The following is an 18350-nucleotide window of genomic DNA, read 5'->3' on the forward strand; positions in this document are numbered from 1 at the left end:
TAATCCGCGCCGCTAACCAATAAAGATTCCGTATCGGACAAAAAAATGGCTGCACATTTATGATAAAATTCATGTGCAGCCATCGTATTATTCATATCAATACAAAAATGTCCTGATTAATAAGCGCGTGCAAAGAGGACACGGCGGGCAGACGGTTTTCCTGTAACCATGTCCACACCCGGAGTCAGGCTCTCTTCATCAGCTTCGAAAGGCAGACAGCGGATAGTAGCCTTGGTTTCTTCCTTGATACGCTCTTCAGTTTCGGTAGTACCGTCCCAGTGAGCCAGGATGAATCCACCCTTCTCAATCTGTTCCTTAAACTGCTCGTAAGTATCCACCTTCACTGTATTTGCCAGACGATACTTCAGGGCTTTCTGGTAGATGTTGTTCTGGATGTCTTCCAGCAGGTTCTGAACGTATTCTTCGATGCCGTCGCAAGAACGTGTTTCCTTTTCCAGGGTATCACGACGCATGATTTCCATGGTGTTGTTTTCCAGGTCACGGCCACCCATAACCAGACGTACAGGTACTCCCTTCAGTTCGTAATCAGCGAACTTGAAGCCCGGACGCTTGTTGTCGGCGTTGTCGTATTTCACTGAGATACCCATGCTGCGCAACTTGTTGACGATGCCTTCTACCTTTGCATCGATCTGACGCAACTGTTCGTCGTTCTTGTAGATAGGCACAATCACTACCTGGATAGGAGCCAGATGCGGAGGAAGTACCAGACCGTTGTCGTCGGAGTGAGTCATGATCAGCGCTCCCATCAGACGGGTAGATACACCCCATGAAGTAGCCCAAACATAATCCAGCTTGTTGTTCTTGTCTACAAACTGTACGTTGAAAGCCTTGGCAAAATTCTGTCCCAGGAAATGAGAAGTACCGCACTGCAGTGCCTTTCCGTCCTGCATCAGTCCTTCAATGGTATAGGTATCCAATGCACCGGCGAAACGTTCGTTGGCCGATTTCACACCTTTTACTACCGGTACAGCCATGTATTTCTCGGCGAAGTCACCATATACGTGCAGCATCTTCTGTGCTTCAGCTTCAGCTTCCTCACGGGTAGCATGAGCCGTATGTCCTTCCTGCCACAGGAACTCAGCCGTACGCAGGAACAGACGGGTACGCATTTCCCAGCGCATTACATTGGCCCACTGGTTGCACAGGATAGGCAGGTCACGGTATGAATTGATCCAGTTCTTATAAGTACTCCAGATAATGGTTTCCGAAGTCGGACGGATAATCAGCTCTTCTTCCAGTTTGGCTGCGGGGTCGACAATCACTCCAGAACCGTCTTCTGCATTTTTCAGACGGTAGTGAGTCACTACGGCACATTCCTTGGCAAATCCTTCCACGTGTTCTGCTTCCCGGCTCAAGTATGATTTCGGAATCAGCAGCGGGAAATAAGCGTTGACGTGTCCGGTTGCCTTGAACATATCGTCCAGGATACGCTGCATCTTTTCCCAGATTGCATAGCCGTAAGGCTTGATTACCATACAGCCACGCACCGGCGACTGTTCTGCCAGGTCGGCCTTTACCACCAAATCATTATACCACTGTGAATAGTTTTCACTTCTTTTGGTAAGTTCTTTCAGTTCTTTTGCCATAACTTATATGTTATTTTACTTGTTCTCTGTTTTTATACGGAATGCAAAGTTAGCAAAAAAGAAAATAGCAGCCTATAATCGGCTGCTATTTTCTTACTGCTGGTAATCAAAATACCACCAATAGGTATCTCCGAAATCTTTCCGCAACAGGTTCTTCCCTCCCGGGGTGGTCTGCAGCCGGGTGCGCTCTGCACGGTAGTCCTCAAACCGGCGGAGCATCACCGAGTCGGCAATGGCCCAGGTAGTGTCGGCATGCTCGGTCTGATAGAGCAGTACGGCCTCACGGTAGCACCGGGGCAGCCCCGTTTCGGGTTCGTAAAAATCCGAGAGTCCTCTGAAAAAGTCATCCAGTCTTTTATCCAGCAGCAGCGACGACAGGTAATAGTCGACAGCCAGGTGACTGCCTTTTTCCTGATAACAGATGTCTCCCAGGAAATCAGTGAAACGCTGCTGGAAGGAAATGCGCTCTCCCAGAAGGGCACTGATGGAGTCGTTGGTGTAACGCAGCACGGTGAGTGAGTCACTGGCAAAGAAAAGACCGTCGGAAGCATAATACTGAGGATACTGGAAAAGCCGTTCGCCGATCTGTCCGGAACGGAGCATCGCATAGCTCCGCAAGGCTGTCAGCGTGCGACTGGCCTCGAGCGAACGCCGGCCGGTGTTGAGTGCGCCTTCATAATCTCCGGCACGCAGGCAACGCTCCACCTGCAGTTCATGATGGAAGTCACGGTCTGAATTGCCCATGGCAACCGTCATTCCACAGAGAACCAGCAAAAAGAATACGTTCCAGTTCAGCGTACCGAACATCTCCCCCTCACCGCCGGTACGGACAGGCCAGAACCGTCTGAGAAGAAAAGCCAGTCCCGCATACAGCACCAGCAGCAGCGGCAACAGCCATCCCCATGACGTATGGTACTGCGAGGTATACACGTCCCGTCCGACATCGGTCAGCACTCCCAGCAACAGACACGAAGGGAAATAAGACAGGGTCTGTATCTCATTGCGCAACTTGAGCAGGGCATTTACCCCCCAGCGCAGCAGCAGCAATACCAGCGTAATGATCAGGGCACTGGCCAGAGGAGCAAAACTGGTTTTTCCGTGGGCCAGCGAAAAATGAAGCGCCTCCAGCACGTCGCGCTGAAAGACATATAAATAGACGACGCTGAAGACAGAGAAAAGAAAGCCGCACACAACGGTCTGTATGCGCGCGGCTCTCTTATAGGTTTCGGATATAAATTCACTCATAAACTATTTATTTCTGACGTTTCAACACAACTGCCGAACGAGCGGGAATATACAGTTTGAGCCATTCTTTCTTCTCTTTCTTGTACAACGGATCGGCACAGGTGAAATGTTCTACCGAATCATCCGCAAAGCCGAATCCGCCGAATTCCTTGCTGTCGGTATTCAGTACCACCTGATATTTTCCACGTGGAACCAAGAAGCCGTAATCGGTAAACGAGCGTGTCGGACTGAAGTTGAACACAAACACCAGATCGTTGCGGCGATAAGCCAGTACCTGGTCGCCGTCGTTATGCCATACCTCTATCACATCGGTCTTCTGAATGTTCTTGGTACCCTTGATCAGGTTTACCATAGCCTCATCGAAATCTCCCAGATAGTGATAGCAGAGTTCCTTGTTATCTACCAGGTTCCACTGACGGCGGGCATATTTATACGACCATCCGTTGCCCTCGCGCGGGAAGTCAATCCATTCCGGATGACCGAACTCATTTCCCATAAAGTTCAGGTAACCGCCATTGATGGTAGAAGCCGTCAGCAGGCGGATCATCTTATGCAAGGCAATACCGCGCTGTACCGTACCGTTCTCATCTCCCTTCTTGAAGTGCCAGTACATATCGGCATCAATCAGACGGAAGATAATGGTCTTGTCGCCCACCAGTGCCTGGTCGTGGCTCTCGCAATACGAAATGGTCTTTTCATCCTTGCGGCGGTTGGTTACTTCCCAGAACATGCTCGACGGTTTCCAGTCTTCATCACGCAGTTCCTTGATGACCTTGATCCAGTAGTCAGGAATGTTCATGGCCATACGGTAGTCGAATCCGTATCCGCCATCGGCAATCGGTGCAGCCAGTCCCGGCATACCCGAAACTTCCTCTGCAATGGTAATGGCTCTCGGATTCACCTGATGAATCAGTTTGTTGGCCAGTGTCAGGTAGCAGATGGCATTGTCGTCCTGTCCACCGTTATAATAATCACCGTAGTTGCAGAAAGCCTCACCCAGTCCGTGACTGTAATACAACATTGAAGTCACCCCGTCGAAACGGAATCCGTCGAAATGGAATTCCTCCAGCCAGTAACGGCAGTTGGACAACAGGAAGTGCAGCACTTCATTCTTTCCGTAGTCGAAGCAGAGCGAATCCCAAGCCGGATGCTCACGTCGGCCTCCACTGTAGAAATACTGACAAGGATCACCGGCAAAATTGCCCAAGCCTTCCATTTCATTCTTCACGGCATGAGAGTGTACAATATCCATGATGACTGCTACTCCCATCTGATGAGCCGTATCAATGAGCAGCTTCAGTTCGTCCGGAGTACCGAAACGGGAAGAAGGCGCAAAGAAACTGGACACATGGTATCCGAAGCTTCCGTAATACGGATGTTCCTGGATGGCCATGATCTGAATGCAGTTGTAACCGTCTTTCACGATACGCGGCAGCACGTTCTCACGGAATTCATTATAGGTTCCCACCTTTTCCGCATCCTGCGACATACCGATATGGCATTCGTATATCATCAGAGGCGAAACGTTCGGGATAAAGACTTTCTTCTTGAACTTATAAGGTTTTTCGGGGCACCATACCTGGGCACTGAAAATCTTGGTCTGTTCATCCTGAACCACCCGGTTGGCCCATGCCGGAATACGTTCTCCGCATCCGCCTTCCCAGTATACTTTCAGTTTGTACAGGTCGCCGTGCTTCAGCGCATCAGCCGGCAAGTTGATTTCCCAGTTATCGCTTCTTCTCAGGCGTTTCAGCTTGTACGCATTCTGTTCCTGCCAGCCGTTGAAATCACCGATCAGGTAAATGGCAGTCGCGTTCGGCGCCCATTCCCTGAACGTCCAGCCCTTCTCCGTACGCTGGAGTCCGAAGTAGAGATGACCGCTTGCAAAATCAGCCAGGCTCTTCCGTCCGGTCAATTCTTTTTCCTTATCCATCACATGCTGGTAACGACCAGTAATTGCTTCCTTATAGGGTTCCAACCAAGGATCTCTTGCAATGATGTTCAATGTCTCTTCCATAGTTTCCGAAATTTATCAGTTAACCCGAACTTTTACAATAACCTTTTTAACACCTTCGGCCGTAACACCCGGAGCATGTCCGTCTTCCGGGAAGAAGATGGCAAACATTCCCGGTTTTACAGCAAAATAATCTGCCGCCAGGCCTTCATAGAAAGTAATGTCTTTTTCAGCATTATATTCGTTTTCCGGCAGGTCGGCACGCGGAGTATACCCCATTACCTCCACTCCGGAGAGAGGTATCTGTATATCAATGAAATCATTATGAGTTTCCAGTTTGGCCTCTTCCTTGGTTTTCGGACGAGTCTGAGCAAAATTTACAAGCAGTTCGTTCTCTTTCAAAACAACCTTACCGATTTCGTGTCCGTTCAGTTCAGTCGACTGCAAGAACGCTACCGCCTGTGCAAACAGCGGATTCAATGAAACATATTTTCCAATGTTTTCTAATTTGTCTATAACCATAACTATATCTATTTTTAATCTGTTTTCCGATTCCGGCACACGCTGCCGTCCTCTTTTTACAAATTTATGAATTTTTTACTTTTCGGCGAACAAACTATACTGAAAAATATCGGATTACGGTTTTTTTTCTTCCAACAACCGTCCGTACCGGAAGGTTCCCTGACGGATAATCTTTCCGGATGCATCCTTTTCGACAAACGGACCGTCTTTTTTACCCTGACGGAAACTTCCCTCAAAGCGGGTGCCGTCGGGAGTGACCAGTACCCCCTTGCCGTCTTCATGTCCTTTCACGAACGAGCCCGTGTAGACCGATCCGTCGTTCGTACGCAACTCGCCCTGGCCGTCGGCCATGTTGTTCTTCCAGCTGCCTCTGTACTCGTCGCCGTTTCCCCATTTATAGAAACCTTGTCCGGAACGCTGGTTCTTGACCCACTGTCCGTCGTATACCGCACCGTTGGTCCAGGTGAACACTCCCGTTCCCTCCTGCCATCCGGCCTTGAACTGTCCTTCATACTTGTCGCCGTTCGGATAGATGTACACCCCATTTCCGGTACGTTCTCCGCCCACATAATCACCCTCGTAACGCTCTCCATTCTGGAAATAGTACACTCCCTTGCCGTGCTGTACGTCCGCATTCCAGTCGCCCACGTACTTGTCACCGTTCGTATAGTAGAAAGTACCCTTTCCGTGACGTTCTCCGTTTTTCCATTCGCCCTCATATTTTGAGCCGTCTTCCCAGATCATCACTCCGGTACCGTTCTTCAGGTCATTGGTCCATTCGCCATCGTATTTGGCTCCTCCCTTCCAGGTATAGACTCCCTTTCCGTTGCGCTTGTCATGGTGCCACATTCCCACATAGCAGTCGCCGTTGTAATAATACATGGTACCTTCCCCTTCCTGTTGTCCGGCATACCACATACCCTCATAACGGTTGTTGTTCATGAAATAGCAGGTACCCTTTCCATGCTGCAAGTCCTGAAACCAATGGCCCACATACCGCTTTCCGTCACCGAAAGTCAGTGTACCCTCACCTTCACGTTTACCCTTCACATATTCACCTTCGTAAACGTCACCGTTCTTGTAGACTGTCTTTCCTTTTCCATTGGGGCGCCGTCCTTTCAGCTCGCCGGTATATTCCGCACCGTTCTTAAATTTGTAATATCCCAGCGAAATCTGGGCAGAAGCGGTCATTCCTCCCCACGCCATCAGGGCCAATAATAAATATGTATGTTTTGTCATTGGTTCTTTCTTTTCAATTAATTACCGCCAAAAGTACTTCTTTTGACGTATACTTCACAATCTGATTACATTTTTTTACCTGCCACCACTTCTATTAAAGTTTCTTTGCAGAAATACCGTTGCGCAAGGTCGCGGATTTCCTCGGCCGTCGTATCACGGATGGCTGTCAGCGAGCGTTCAAAGAAGTCATCCGGCAGTCCGGACGTTTCCGTAAAAATCCAGGCTTCCGACAGGGAGAAGGCACTCTCGTACGAACGGCACATATCGCCCAGCATGTAATTGCGGACCATTTCCATTTCCGCCTCCGAAGATTTCTCCTGACAAAGCAGGTCCATTTCCTTATAGATTTCTCCGATAATCGGCTCGATGTATTCATTGGCTGCTTCCGTACTGATGCCCAGCACACTGACTTCCGGATAACTCACCACACCGGCTCCGATGCCATACGTATATCCCTTGTCTTCACGGATGTTCGACATCAGCCGGCTACCGAAGTATCCCCCGAACAGAGTAACCAGCACACGCAGCTTCAGGTAGTCCGGATGATTCCGGTCTACGGTAAAGCCTCCCATCTTCAGTGAACTCTGCAAGGCATCCTCCTTCTCGAAAAACAGACGCTTCCGGTTGTCCGAAACCCGCGGATAATGCAGGTCGGGAAGCACCTCTGCCGTATTTCCCCAGGCCGCATCTCCGAAATGAGACTCGATGCACCGCACCACCTCCGGAGTAACCCTGCCCGACACATAAGCCGAACAGTTGCCCGAATGGTAATATTTCCGATAGAAATCCACCAGCACTTCCCGGCGGATACGGTCATAATCTTCCGCCTCCGCGTAACGTCCCAGCGGATGCCCGATGCCGAACAAAGCCCGGTTGAGTCCCTTCCGTGCCATGACATCCACCCGCTGCGCATTCACCTTAAACTGCTGACGGTTCATCTCCACCACTACCGACAGTTCCTTTTCAGGGAATACCGGCTCCTTCACCATCGACGCCAGGACTTCCAGCGTCTGCGGAAAATACTTTCCCAATGAATAAAGGGTCACAAACCCGTAGTTGACGGAAGAGGAAAGATCCAGCCAGGCTCCGTAATAATCCAGTTTCTCCGCAATCTCCGAAGAAGTCATACCGGCACTTCCTTCGCGAAGCATCCGGTTGGTGAACATGGCCTGCAACGGATATTCCTGGCACCACTGTCCTCCCCGCACCAGCAGGTCGAAACGCACCACATCCTCACTGCCTGTACGAATCACATTCAGCGGCATTCCGTTCTGCATGACACGGCGTTCCGGCAGTGGGATTTCAAAATGGGCAACAGGCTTAATGGCGGGCGGAACGGTCCGGTCTAGCATCATAAGCCCCCCTCCGTCTGTTTCTGAAGGAAAAGTTCGGCACGCTGCAAGTCTTCGGGAGTATCAATGCCAATTGTCTCCACATCGCTGATACCCACCTTGATACGGAATCCGTTTTCCAGCCAGCGAAGCTGCTCGAGTGATTCCGCCAGTTCCAGACTCGACTGCGGGAGCGAAGTAATCTGCTTCAGCACTTCCGCGCGGTAAGCGTACAGACCGATGTGCTTGTAGTATACATGTCCCTCCAGCCACTCTTTCTTGTCGCGGTTGCGCTGGTAAGGAATGATCGAGCGACTGAAATACAGGGCATTCATCTGCTTGTCGACCACCACCTTCGGAGAGTTCACATTCTCCAGGGCAGCCCAGCCGTCGGAAGGAGTAAACGGTTTCACGAGGGTTGCGATATCCGTACCCGCATCCTCAAAGCAACGCTTTACCGCCTCCAGCTGCGAAGGCTGGATAAAAGGTTCGTCACCCTGAATGTTTACCACCACATCGTATCCGTTGCCGATTTTCGTATAAGCCTCGTAACAGCGGTCGGTTCCGCTGCGGTGTTCGGTAGAAGTCATCACCACCTTGCCGCCGAAAGCCTGTACGGCAGCCTCGATGCGGACGTCATCGGTAGCTACGTAAGCCTCGTCCAGTACGCCGGCCACTTGTTCGTATACTCGCTGAATCACTGTTTTTCCTCCCAGAATCGCCAACGGTTTGGCAGGGAAGCGCGTAGAAGCATATCTTGCAGGAATAATTCCAATAAATTTCATGGTAAATCTGTTTAATATTGATATGCAAATTTATAAAAAAAATCTATTTTTGCACCCTTAACATGACAAATATGAAAATGCTGCACCGATATATTATCTGTTTGGGTTCGAATTTTCAGGCCGGCGAACACCTGGCCGCTGCCCGGAAAATGATTGCCGTACTGGCCGGAGATGTGGTATGGGGAGACACACTGACCACAGCTGCCGAACCGGCCCGGGACAACGTCACCTACCAGAACTGTGCGGCCCTCCTGACGAGTGAAAAAGAAATAGAAGAAGTAAAAGCCCTGTTCAAGGACATGGAACGGCAGGCCGGAAGAACTCCCGAAAGCAAACGGCTCGGAATCATTCCCCTGGACATTGACATCCTGACCTACGACAATCAGGTGATTAAAGCTGAGGATCTACGCAAAAAATACGTACAACTCATACTGAGGTCACTCCCCGATACCGGAATCCTCACCACTTTACATATCCCAGTTTAGTATAGCACACGCCATTGTGTTCGTAATGCCTCATTACCTTGGCCGATTTCAGCAGCAGTTCTTCCTGCAACTGGATTTTCCGGCTCCGGCAGTTCAGCACTTTCGGTGTCAGGCTCACCCCGGCGGCCTTTACCAGGAACGTAAAGCGGTTGCCGTCACGGTCGGCTGCCAGCACATTCTGGTCCACATAAAAATCGGGCTTGTAGAAATCAATCTGCAGACGCACATTCAGTACCACCAGCGAAAGGTCTTTCAGTTTTTCACCCACCTCTCCCACATAGCTGCTCACCGAACTGATCTTACGCTTGGGCACCGTCAGTTCAAAATTAATCTTTACAAAATATTTTGCCAGCACCACCAGCTGCTCATTACGGCGGGAATCGGGCGTATACTTATGCGCCAGCCACATCACATAGGCAGGGTCTACATAATAAATCTCCGCCATACGCTTTCCCCGGTATTTGCCGAAGGTCATGACATCGTCCGAACGGCCGTATACCCCCTCGAAAAAGGAAGGCGCCTCTATCTCCAGCCACACATTACAATACTGGAGCATCTGCATGGCCCTCTCCAAGGCCGTCTCCACTCCCATGGCCAGTGTCCGCACATACACCAGCATCCCGTCCGGGAAAACCCTCCAGAAGCCGCAGTAAGGACGATAAGCTGTCGGCAGACTGACGGCATAATGGCCGTTCTGAGCACTTCTTCCCTTATTGAAACGATCCAGGGCCGCCCCTATCCGCGCCGCCTGTTCGGAAGAATATTGATATAAAGTCAGGTCGCAAGTCATAAGTATCCCTCCTTCCCCTGCAAAGGCAGTTTTTACTTGCACGACAAGATAATAAAAATTTAGCAAATATGCATATCCAGGCACAAAAAACAGGCAGCGGATGAAAGAATTTACCTCTTTCACCCGCTGCCTGCCATCAGGAAGTCCATCCGTCACCTGCTCTTACTGGAAGAACACGTCGTCCAGACGGCTTGTATTTTCTTCTTCTATTTCCGTCAGCTTATCCTTGCACGGATCAAAATCATCCGGTATTTCAAACCTTTCATCCTGCGAGTATCCCAGACTCTTGTCCGCATATACCTTCTGCATGAAGATACCCCATACCGGCAATGCCATAGAAGCTCCCTGTCCGTCACGCATCGTATCGAAGTGGATATCCCGTTCTTCACCTCCTACCCAGCAACCTGAGACAAGCGAAGGCGTAAAGCCCATGAACCATCCGTCGGAGTTGCGGTTGGTAGTACCGGTCTTACCTCCCATATCGGCTGTAATGCCATACAGACGGCGCACACGTCCACCCGTACCCTCATTGATTACCGCCCGGAGCATCACCAGCATCTTGTAGGCACTCGATTCACTGATTACCTCCTCTACCTGCGGCGTGAAGGTGGCGATTACATTTCCTTCATTGTCCTCGATGCGCGAAACAAAGAGCGGAGCCGTACGGATACCCCGGTTGGCAAACGCCGTATAGGCACTCACCATCTCGCCGACCGAAATCTCACAAGGACCCAGACAAAGCGAAACCGTCGGCTGGATATCCTTATTCAACACACCGAACGAATGAATCAGACGGGCCAGCGCATACGGATTCAGTTTACTCATCAGGTAAGCCGAAATCCAGTTGTTCGAATTTGCCAGTCCCCACTTCAGCGTCACAATCTCACCGTAGTGTGATTTCGAACTGTTTCTCGGCGACCAGGCCTTACCGTTCTCATCAAAGAGAGTCTGTTCCACGTTGCGGACCTCGTCACACGGAGAGAATCCGTTTTCCATGGCCAGGGCATACAGGTACGGTTTGATGGTAGAACCCACCTGACGCCGGCCCACCATGGCCATATCGTACTGGAAGTAATTGTAGTTCGGTCCTCCCACATACGCCTTCACATATCCCGTAACCGGATCCATCGACATAAATCCGGCACGCAGGAAGTGCTTGTAATACTTGATTGAATCCAGCGGAGTCATCACCGTATCCTTTTCGCCCTCCCAGGAGAACACCGACATCTCATGCTTCGTATTGAACACCTTGAAGATTTCCGCATCCGAATGTCCGGCAGCCTTCATCACCCGGTAACGTTCAGACTGGCGCACCGAGCGGGCCAGTATCGCATCCACCTCTTCCTGTGTCAGCTGATTGGTATACGGAGCCGTCTTCCGTCCCTGTTTTTCCTTGAAGAAACGCGGCTGCAGGTACTTGGCCACGTGTTCGTAAACTGCCTCTTCCGCATACTGCTGCATCCGTGAGTCGATCGTCGTATAAATCTTCAGACCGTCGGTATACAGATTATAGTTTGTTCCGTCCTTCTTATGGTTCTTGGCACACCATCCGTACAGCGGATTGGTCTCCCACGCCAGTGAATCCTCGTAATACTTCTGCATCTGCCAGCCCCGGTACTTGCTCTTATCCGGTTTCTTGGCCGTCATCACCCCACGCAGATACTCTCTGAAATAAGTCGCCAGACCGTCCTTATGGTCTACCGGCTGGAACTTCAGCGTCAGCGGCAATGCCTGCAGCGAATCACATTCGGCCTGAGTCAGGTAACCCGCCTTCCGCATCTGGTCGAGCACCGTATTGCGCCGTCCCCGTGAACGCTCGTTGAAGCGTCTCGGATTATACAGCGAAGGATTCTTACACATACCGATCAGCGTAGCCGCTTCCTCGATCGAAAGTTCTTTCGGATCCTTCGAGAAGTACGTCTTGGCTGCCGTCTTGATACCCACCGCGTTGTTCAGGAAGTCGAACTTGTTCAGATACATCGTCAGGATCTCCTCCTTGGTATAGTAACGCTCCAGCTTCACGGCAATCACCCACTCTATCGGTTTCTGCAGCAGACGCTCCATCATGTTGTCCGCTACCGGCGAGTAAAACTGCTTGGCCAGCTGCTGCGTGATGGTACTACCTCCTCCGGCCTCTTTCTGCAGGAAGATACCTCTTTTCACCACCGCACGCATGAAGGCACGCGCATCGATGCCCGAGTGCTCGCTGAAGCGCACATCCTCGGTAGCCACCAGGGCATGCACCAGATGAGGTGACAAATCTTCATAACCCACATACACACGATTCTCCTTGCTGTAAGACCAGGTTCCCAACAGCTTTCCATCATCCGATATGATCTGGGTTGCAAACTTCAGGTTCGGATTCTCCAGTTCCTCTACCGGAGGCACATAGCCTATCCAACCTTCCGCAATGGCTGTGAACACAGCCGCCACAGACAACAATCCCAAAATCACCAGCGACCATAACAGGTATAAAAACTTTTTTCTCATATATTCAATGAAAACTATTTTCTAAAGTTGATTATCCAAATGTCTACTCTGTTTTTGCTTTTATAGTATATAAAAATTAGTGCAAAAGTATAGAAAAGCCGTGTAATAAGCTAATTTCTCGTACGAGAAAGATGTTTTTTAAGTAAAGAAATTCAATCATTTTCTCCAGCGGCAGCCGGAATCCGTATCCGGGACGGGATTCCGGTCTCATTTTCACCCTCTTTTCCGTTTCTTTTCCGCACCCCGGACGGCCGGACAAAAGTCCCTTCAAGTGCCTGACCGACAACGGAAAAGCCTTTTCACCCATGGAAAACCCAAAAAAAATAAAGCCATTTTGTTTGGAATAACAATTATTTTCTATACATTTGCAAAACGATGCAGGTGAAAGACGACCTGCTGTAAGTTAAATAACAATAAGATTAAGCAAATTAAAATTATGAGACATTCTTTGGCAAATACATTCTTCTGGTGGCGCCTCTTACAACTCCATAAGTCGTAAGGGTGATCAGTCGCGTGTATATACCAAGGAAAATCATAACAAGTATAGCATAGAAGGGCTGTCGTACTTTACGACAGCCCTTTTTTTATCCGCTTATGCACGCCACCCGCCCGGGGCATCAGCCCCTGAGAAATCAACCCATGTAAAACTTAACCCAAGATGAAATTATGAGTCCCTATCAAATAAACCAAGAAGGCTATTACGGAGAATTCGGCGGAGCTTATGTCCCCGAAATCCTTCACAAATGCGTCAGTGAACTGCAGCACGCTTACCTGAACGTGCTGGAAGATCCCAGTTTCAAGAAAGAGTTTCACCAACTGCTCAAAGATTACGTAGGACGCCCGTCGCCCCTGTACCTGGCCCGCCGGCTTTCCGAAAAATACGGATGCAAGATCTACCTGAAGCGGGAAGACCTCAACCACACCGGAGCCCACAAAATCAACAATGCCATCGGCCAGATTCTCCTGGCACGGAGGATGGGAAAGAAACGAATCATCGCCGAAACCGGAGCCGGCCAGCACGGCGTAGCCACCGCCACCGTCTGTGCCCTGATGGGAATGGAATGCGTGGTCTATATGGGAAAGACCGACGTGGAGCGCCAGCACGTCAACGTAGAGCGGATGAAGATGCTGGGAGCTACCGTACGCCCCGTCACCTCCGGAAACATGACATTGAAAGATGCCACCAACGAGGCCATCCGAGACTGGTGCTGTCACCCGTCGGACACCTTCTACATCATCGGCTCTACCGTCGGACCTCATCCCTATCCCGACATGGTGGCCCGGCTGCAGTCGGTCATCAGTGAGGAAATCCGGAAACAGCTGCTGGAACAGGAAGGGCGGGATTACCCCGATTACCTGATGGCCTGCATCGGAGGCGGCAGCAACGCGGCGGGTACCGTTTACCATTACCTGGACGACGAGCGGGTGAAAATCGTACTGGCCGAAGCCGGAGGACTGGGCATCCACAGCGGAAAGTCGGCCGCAACCATCCACCTCGGCAAGGTCGGTGTACTTCATGGATTCAAGACCTACATCATGCAGGATGCCGACGGACAGATCCTGGAGCCTTACTCCATCTCTGCCGGACTGGATTATCCGGGCATCGGACCGATGCATGCCAACCTGGCGCAACGGAAGCGGGCTACCGTACTTGCCGTCAACGACGACGAAGCGGTGGAGGCAGCTTTCGAACTGACCCGCCTGGAGGGTATCATCCCCGCCCTGGAATCGGCTCATGCCCTGGGTGCCCTCAATCGGATGCAGTTCAAGCCGACGGACGTAGTCGTACTGACGGTTTCAGGCAGAGGCGACAAGGACCTCGACACCTATCTGAATTATCATAAATAAAGAGCCCGGAGACCTGCCGGCGCTTCACTTTTTCCTTACAGAAAGAGAAAGCATCCGGCTTCTTCCGGGAATCAACCATATGTACCACAAAAAAAGAAACAAACTCATGCAATCTACCCGATACAAATACACTACCGCCTACAAGACCCTGCCGGGCGACCTCCATACTCCCGTCAGTACCTACCTGAAGGTGCGCGACCTGTTGCCACAAAGCATACTGATGGAAAGCTCGGATTATCACAGCACCGAGAACAACAAGTCGTTCATCGGCTTCGACCCGATTGCCAGCATCTGCATCAATCGCGGAGAAGCAACGCTCCGGTATCCGGACGGAACCACCGAATGCCGGCCGGTATCCGGCAAAGAAGAAGTCGAACACGCCATCAACGGTTTCCTGTCGGCCTTTGACATCGAAGGAGAATATGCCAACTACTGCGGAGTATATGGATATACCACCTTCAACGCGGTAAAATATTTTGAACACATTCCGATCAAGGAAAGTTGCGACCCGCTCAACGACGCGCCGGAAATCTGCTACATTCTCTACCGGTACCTGATTGTGTTCCACGGATTCAAAAGCGAGATGGTCCTGCTGGAACTTCAGTCGCCCCACGAAGAAAAACGGATAGACGAGATTGAAAAGGCCATTCGCAACCGCAACTATACGGCTTACCGTTTCAAGGCCGTCGGAGAAGCCTACAGTACCCTGAGCGACGAGGAGCACCGCGAGAATATCCGGAAAGGAATCGCCCACTGCCTGCGCGGTGACGTCTTCCAGATTGTAATGTCCCGGCGCTTCATCCAGAAATACGAGGGAGACGATTTCACCCTTTACCGGGCCCTGCGGAGCATCAACCCCTCTCCCTACCTCTTTTATTTCGACTTCGGCGGCTTCCGGATTTTCGGTTCTTCTCCCGAGACCCACTGCCGGATTGAAAACGGGACGGCCTACATCGACCCGATTGCCGGAACGGTTCCCCGGCAGGCCCACAAAGAGGCCGACCGGCAGGCTGCAGCCACATTGCTGGCCGATCCCAAGGAAAATGCCGAGCACGTCATGCTGGTCGACCTGGCCCGGAACGATTTGAGCCGCAACTGCCACAACGCCCGGGTGGAGAGCTATAAAGAACTGCAGTTTTACAGCCACGTCATCCACCTCGTCAGTCGGGTAAGCGGTACCCTCGATGCCGATACCAATGCCCTGCGGACCTTCATCGACACCTTTCCGGCCGGCACCCTCAGCGGCGCCCCGAAAGTAAAGGCCATGCAACTCATCAGTCAGTACGAACCGCACAACCGCGGGATTTACGGTGGCTGCATCGGCTTCATCGGGATAAACGGAAAAAGCCTCAATCAGGCCATTACCATCCGTACCTTCGTCAGCCGCAACCACGAACTGTGGTTTCAGGCAGGAGGCGGCATCGTTGCCAAGAGTCAGGTGGAAAACGAACTGCAGGAAGTCCACAACAAGCTCGGTGCACTCCGCAAGGCCATCCGCCTCGCCGAGAACTTCTGAGCGGAAGCAGCTTGATTGTACAATAAAATAATCAAACAAAAACTTAGATTACAAACTCAAACAAACGAATCATCTTATGGAAATTGCCATTATCGATAATTACGACTCATTCACCTACAACCTCAGTCACCTGCTGAAAGAACTGGGGGCCACGGTTACCGTACTCCGCAACGACCAGTTCCGCCTGGAAGAGCTGGAACACTTCGACAAACTGCTGCTTTCTCCCGGTCCCGGCATTCCGGAAGAAGCCGGACTCCTGCTCGACGTCATCCGTCACTACTCCGGTAAAAAACCGATACTGGGAGTCTGTCTGGGAGAACAGGCCATCGCCGAAGCCTTCGGAGGCAAACTGATCAATCTGGAGGAGGTCTACCACGGCATACAGAGTCGGGTAAGACGCATTGCAGACGACCGCCTCTTCCGCTCCCTCCCCGATGAATTTCCGGTCGGACGGTATCACTCCTGGGTCGTATCCCCGGAAGCCTTTCCCGACTGCCTGGAAGTCACTGCCGTCAGTCAGGAAGGCCATATCATGGCACTGAGGCACCGGACACTGGACGTACACGGCATTCAGTTCCACCCCGAATCCGTCCTTACCCCAGACGGTAAAACAATGATACAAAACTGGCTGGAAAGCTAACATCAGGCCGAAGAGCCAAGTCCGCCGTCCGCTCACACAGCGGAAAATTCTTGCTAACAATAAAAACGATTCACCATGAAACAATTCTTGACTAGACTTTTTCATCACGAAGAACTGAAACGGGAAGAAGCCTGCCACCTCATGCAGGGCATCACTGCCGGCAAGTACAATCCCACACAGATAGCCTCCCTGCTTACGGTATTCCAGATGCGCGGAATCACCGTAGAGGAACTGATCGGTTTCCGGGAGGCCCTGCTCAGCACCCGCATCCCGGTCGACCTGAGTGCCTGCCATCCCATTGACATTGTGGGAACCGGAGGCGATGGAAAAAATACCTTCAACATTTCCACCTGCGCCTGCTTTGTAGTGGCCGGTGCCGGATACCCGGTTGCCAAGCACGGCAACTACGGCAGTTCATCCGTCAGCGGTGCCAGCAACGTACTCGAGGCACACGGAGTGAGGTTTACCGCCGACCCCGACCGGCTAAAGGCCTCCATCGAAGGCTGCGGCATCGCCTACCTTCATGCTCCCCTCTTCAATCCGGCCATGAAAGCAGTGGCCGCCATACGGAAGGAACTGGGAGTCAGAAGCATCTTCAACCTCCTGGGCCCGCTGATCAACCCCAGTCTGCCCGAGAAGCAGTTGCTTGGGGTAGCCGACCTCCAGCTGATGCGCCTGTACACCAATACCCTCCAGCGGTTGGGCATCGAATTTGCCGTAGTAAATAATCTGGACGGATACGATGAAATCTCGCTGACCGACGAGTTCAAGATCATGACCAACCGTTACGAAACCATCCGCAAGCCCTCCGACCTGGGATTTACCCTGGCACGGCAAGAGGACCTCTACGGTGGAAAGGACGTGGCAGAAGCGGCACGCATCTTCGACAACGTGCTTGAAAACAAGGCAACAAAGGCACAGACCGACTGTGTTCTCATCAATGCGTCGTTTGCCATTCAGGTGCTGGAGCCGCAGCTTTCCATCGAAGAATGCGTAGCCAGATCACGCCGGTCGCTGACCAGCGGAGAGGCCTTGAGAACCTTCCGTAAATTCATTATCCTCAACCAATAAACAAGTACATCAATTATGACACATCATACAGACATTCTGACCACCATCGTAGCCCACAAGCGGCGTGAAATCGAAATGCAGCAGGAAGCAGTTTCCTTCTCTCACCTGGAACATCTCATCTCCACCTACCATGCTCCTCCCCGGCGGAGTCTCCGCCAGGCACTCCTGGAATCTTCCACCGGCATCATTGCCGAATTCAAACGGAAGTCGCCCTCCAAAGGCTGGATCAGCCGGCACGCAGAGGCGGAGACCGTCGCCACCGGATACACCCGGGCCGGGGCCGCTGCCCTGTCGGTACTCACCGACGAGTTTTTCTTCGGCGGGAACCTCAGTGACATCAAGGCTATCCGTCCGCATACCGACCTTCCCATCCTCCGGAAAGACTTCATCCTTTCGGAATACCAGTTGTACCAGGCACGGGCCATTCAGGCGGATGCCGTCCTCCTCATCGCCGCCGTTCTCAGTCGTAAAGAATGCAGACAACTAACACGGAAGGCGCACGAGCTGGGACTGGAGGTGCTGCTGGAGATTCATTCGGAACACGAACTTGAATACCTGGAGGAGGAAGTAGACCTGGCAGGCATCAACAACCGCCACCTGGGCAGTTTCACAACCGATGTGGAACACTCCTTCCGACTCGGAGCGCAGTTGCCGTCCGGCCTTCCCCGAATCTCCGAAAGCGGCATCTCAAGTCCCGAAACCGTACGGGCACTGAGGGCGTCCGGCTTTTCGGGTTTCCTGATAGGAGAAACCTTCATGAAAACCGAGGATCCGGGAGAAACGCTAAGTAATTTTATCGAACAAATACAAACTGTATAATTTACAAA

15 protein-coding genes are annotated in these 18350 nt (G+C 51.5%); 6 read left to right on the forward strand and 9 right to left on the reverse strand.

The annotated features are described in order from the left end of the window. Positions 1-116 precede the first annotated feature (116 nt). The 7 genes from proS to kdsB all read right to left on the reverse strand — a co-directional run bounded on the left by proS (position 117) and on the right by kdsB (position 8683). Positions 117-1607: a proline--tRNA ligase gene (gene proS / locus H3001_RS01495; RefSeq protein WP_178245498.1), complete on the reverse strand. Its 1491-nt coding sequence runs from the start codon at positions 1605-1607 to the stop codon at positions 117-119. A 93-nt stretch (positions 1608-1700) separates the two neighbouring features. Beyond that, complete coding sequence (locus H3001_RS01500; RefSeq protein WP_181213897.1) at positions 1701-2852, reverse strand: DUF6057 family protein; 1152 nt, start codon at positions 2850-2852, stop codon at positions 1701-1703. Between the two features lie 7 nt (positions 2853-2859). Beyond that, positions 2860-4869 (reverse strand): alpha amylase C-terminal domain-containing protein, encoded by a 2010-nt coding sequence (locus H3001_RS01505; protein ID WP_178245494.1) that lies wholly within the window; start codon positions 4867-4869, stop codon positions 2860-2862. 15 nt (positions 4870-4884) lie between these two features. Further along, positions 4885-5328, reverse strand: coding sequence for a YhcH/YjgK/YiaL family protein (locus tag H3001_RS01510; RefSeq protein ID WP_178245492.1), 444 nt, complete (start codon positions 5326-5328; stop codon positions 4885-4887). A gap of 114 nt (positions 5329-5442) precedes the next feature. Further along, the gene (locus H3001_RS01515) at positions 5443-6567 is read right to left on the reverse strand and encodes a phosphatidylinositol-4-phosphate 5-kinase (protein WP_181213898.1); all 1125 of its coding nucleotides are present in this window, start codon (positions 6565-6567) and stop codon (positions 5443-5445) included. Positions 6568-6632: 65 nt separating this feature from the next. Next, complete coding sequence (locus H3001_RS01520; protein WP_181213922.1) at positions 6633-7919, reverse strand: M16 family metallopeptidase; 1287 nt, start codon at positions 7917-7919, stop codon at positions 6633-6635. Further along, a complete protein-coding gene (gene kdsB / locus H3001_RS01525) occupies positions 7919-8683 on the reverse strand; it encodes a 3-deoxy-manno-octulosonate cytidylyltransferase (RefSeq protein WP_178245488.1) in 765 nt (254 codons plus the stop codon). Before kdsB ends, H3001_RS01520 begins: the two co-directional genes overlap by 1 nt. A gap of 71 nt (positions 8684-8754) precedes the next feature. Here kdsB and H3001_RS01530 point away from each other — a divergent pair, with 71 nt between their 5' ends. Beyond that, on the forward strand, positions 8755-9168 hold the full coding sequence (locus H3001_RS01530) for a 2-amino-4-hydroxy-6-hydroxymethyldihydropteridine diphosphokinase (RefSeq protein WP_181213899.1): 414 nt from the start codon (positions 8755-8757) through the stop codon (positions 9166-9168). Here H3001_RS01530 and H3001_RS01535 read toward each other — a convergent pair. Both H3001_RS01535 and H3001_RS01540 read right to left on the reverse strand, forming a co-directional pair. Next, entirely contained in the window at positions 9143-10000 is an 858-nt protein-coding gene (locus H3001_RS01535) for an exodeoxyribonuclease X C-terminal domain-containing protein (protein ID WP_317170742.1), read from the reverse strand. The genes H3001_RS01530 and H3001_RS01535 overlap by 26 nt on opposite strands. Positions 10001-10120: 120 nt before the next feature. Then, positions 10121-12448, reverse strand: a complete 2328-nt coding sequence (locus H3001_RS01540; RefSeq protein WP_178245481.1) for a transglycosylase domain-containing protein — start codon at positions 12446-12448, stop codon at positions 10121-10123. Between the two features lie 666 nt (positions 12449-13114). Here H3001_RS01540 and trpB point away from each other — a divergent pair. The 5 genes from trpB to trpC all read left to right on the forward strand — a co-directional run bounded on the left by trpB (position 13115) and on the right by trpC (position 18342). Beyond that, complete coding sequence (trpB, locus tag H3001_RS01545; RefSeq protein ID WP_178245479.1) at positions 13115-14296, forward strand: tryptophan synthase subunit beta; 1182 nt, start codon at positions 13115-13117, stop codon at positions 14294-14296. 106 nt (positions 14297-14402) lie between these two features. Then, positions 14403-15812: an anthranilate synthase component I family protein gene (locus tag H3001_RS01550; RefSeq protein WP_181213900.1), complete on the forward strand. Its 1410-nt coding sequence runs from the start codon at positions 14403-14405 to the stop codon at positions 15810-15812. Between the two features lie 76 nt (positions 15813-15888). After that, a complete protein-coding gene (locus H3001_RS01555) occupies positions 15889-16452 on the forward strand; it encodes an anthranilate synthase component II (RefSeq protein ID WP_178245475.1) in 564 nt (187 codons plus the stop codon). Positions 16453-16527: 75 nt separating this feature from the next. Continuing rightward, positions 16528-17523 (forward strand): anthranilate phosphoribosyltransferase, encoded by a 996-nt coding sequence (gene trpD, locus H3001_RS01560; RefSeq protein ID WP_181213901.1) that lies wholly within the window; start codon positions 16528-16530, stop codon positions 17521-17523. Between the two features lie 15 nt (positions 17524-17538). Beyond that, positions 17539-18342, forward strand: a complete 804-nt coding sequence (gene trpC / locus H3001_RS01565; protein ID WP_178245471.1) for an indole-3-glycerol phosphate synthase TrpC — start codon at positions 17539-17541, stop codon at positions 18340-18342. Positions 18343-18350 lie beyond the last annotated feature (8 nt).

The organism is Phocaeicola faecicola (assembly GCF_013618865.1).
GTDB classification, from domain to species: Bacteria; Bacteroidota; Bacteroidia; order Bacteroidales; family Bacteroidaceae; genus Phocaeicola; species Phocaeicola faecicola.

What these genes read in the sequence shown, in the direction of transcription:
- H3001_RS01505 (WP_178245494.1), bottom strand. Translation starts at nt 4,869, where the DNA reads ATGGAAGAGACATTGAACATCATTGCAAGAGATCCTTGGTTGGAACCC.
- H3001_RS01515 (WP_181213898.1), bottom strand. Translation starts at nt 6,567, where the DNA reads ATGACAAAACATACATATTTATTATTGGCCCTGATGGCGTGGGGAGGA.
- H3001_RS01500 (WP_181213897.1), bottom strand. Translation starts at nt 2,852, where the DNA reads ATGAGTGAATTTATATCCGAAACCTATAAGAGAGCCGCGCGCATACAG.
- proS (WP_178245498.1), bottom strand. Translation starts at nt 1,607, where the DNA reads ATGGCAAAAGAACTGAAAGAACTTACCAAAAGAAGTGAAAACTATTCA.
- H3001_RS01555 (WP_178245475.1), top strand. Translation starts at nt 15,889, where the DNA reads ATGGAAATTGCCATTATCGATAATTACGACTCATTCACCTACAACCTC.
- kdsB (WP_178245488.1), bottom strand. Translation starts at nt 8,683, where the DNA reads ATGAAATTTATTGGAATTATTCCTGCAAGATATGCTTCTACGCGCTTC.
- H3001_RS01510 (WP_178245492.1), bottom strand. Translation starts at nt 5,328, where the DNA reads ATGGTTATAGACAAATTAGAAAACATTGGAAAATATGTTTCATTGAAT.
- H3001_RS01540 (WP_178245481.1), bottom strand. Translation starts at nt 12,448, where the DNA reads ATGAGAAAAAAGTTTTTATACCTGTTATGGTCGCTGGTGATTTTGGGA.
- trpD (WP_181213901.1), top strand. Translation starts at nt 16,528, where the DNA reads ATGAAACAATTCTTGACTAGACTTTTTCATCACGAAGAACTGAAACGG.
- H3001_RS01550 (WP_181213900.1), top strand. Translation starts at nt 14,403, where the DNA reads ATGCAATCTACCCGATACAAATACACTACCGCCTACAAGACCCTGCCG.
- trpC (WP_178245471.1), top strand. Translation starts at nt 17,539, where the DNA reads ATGACACATCATACAGACATTCTGACCACCATCGTAGCCCACAAGCGG.
- H3001_RS01530 (WP_181213899.1), top strand. Translation starts at nt 8,755, where the DNA reads ATGAAAATGCTGCACCGATATATTATCTGTTTGGGTTCGAATTTTCAG.
- H3001_RS01520 (WP_181213922.1), bottom strand. Translation starts at nt 7,919, where the DNA reads ATGCTAGACCGGACCGTTCCGCCCGCCATTAAGCCTGTTGCCCATTTT.
- trpB (WP_178245479.1), top strand. Translation starts at nt 13,115, where the DNA reads ATGAGTCCCTATCAAATAAACCAAGAAGGCTATTACGGAGAATTCGGC.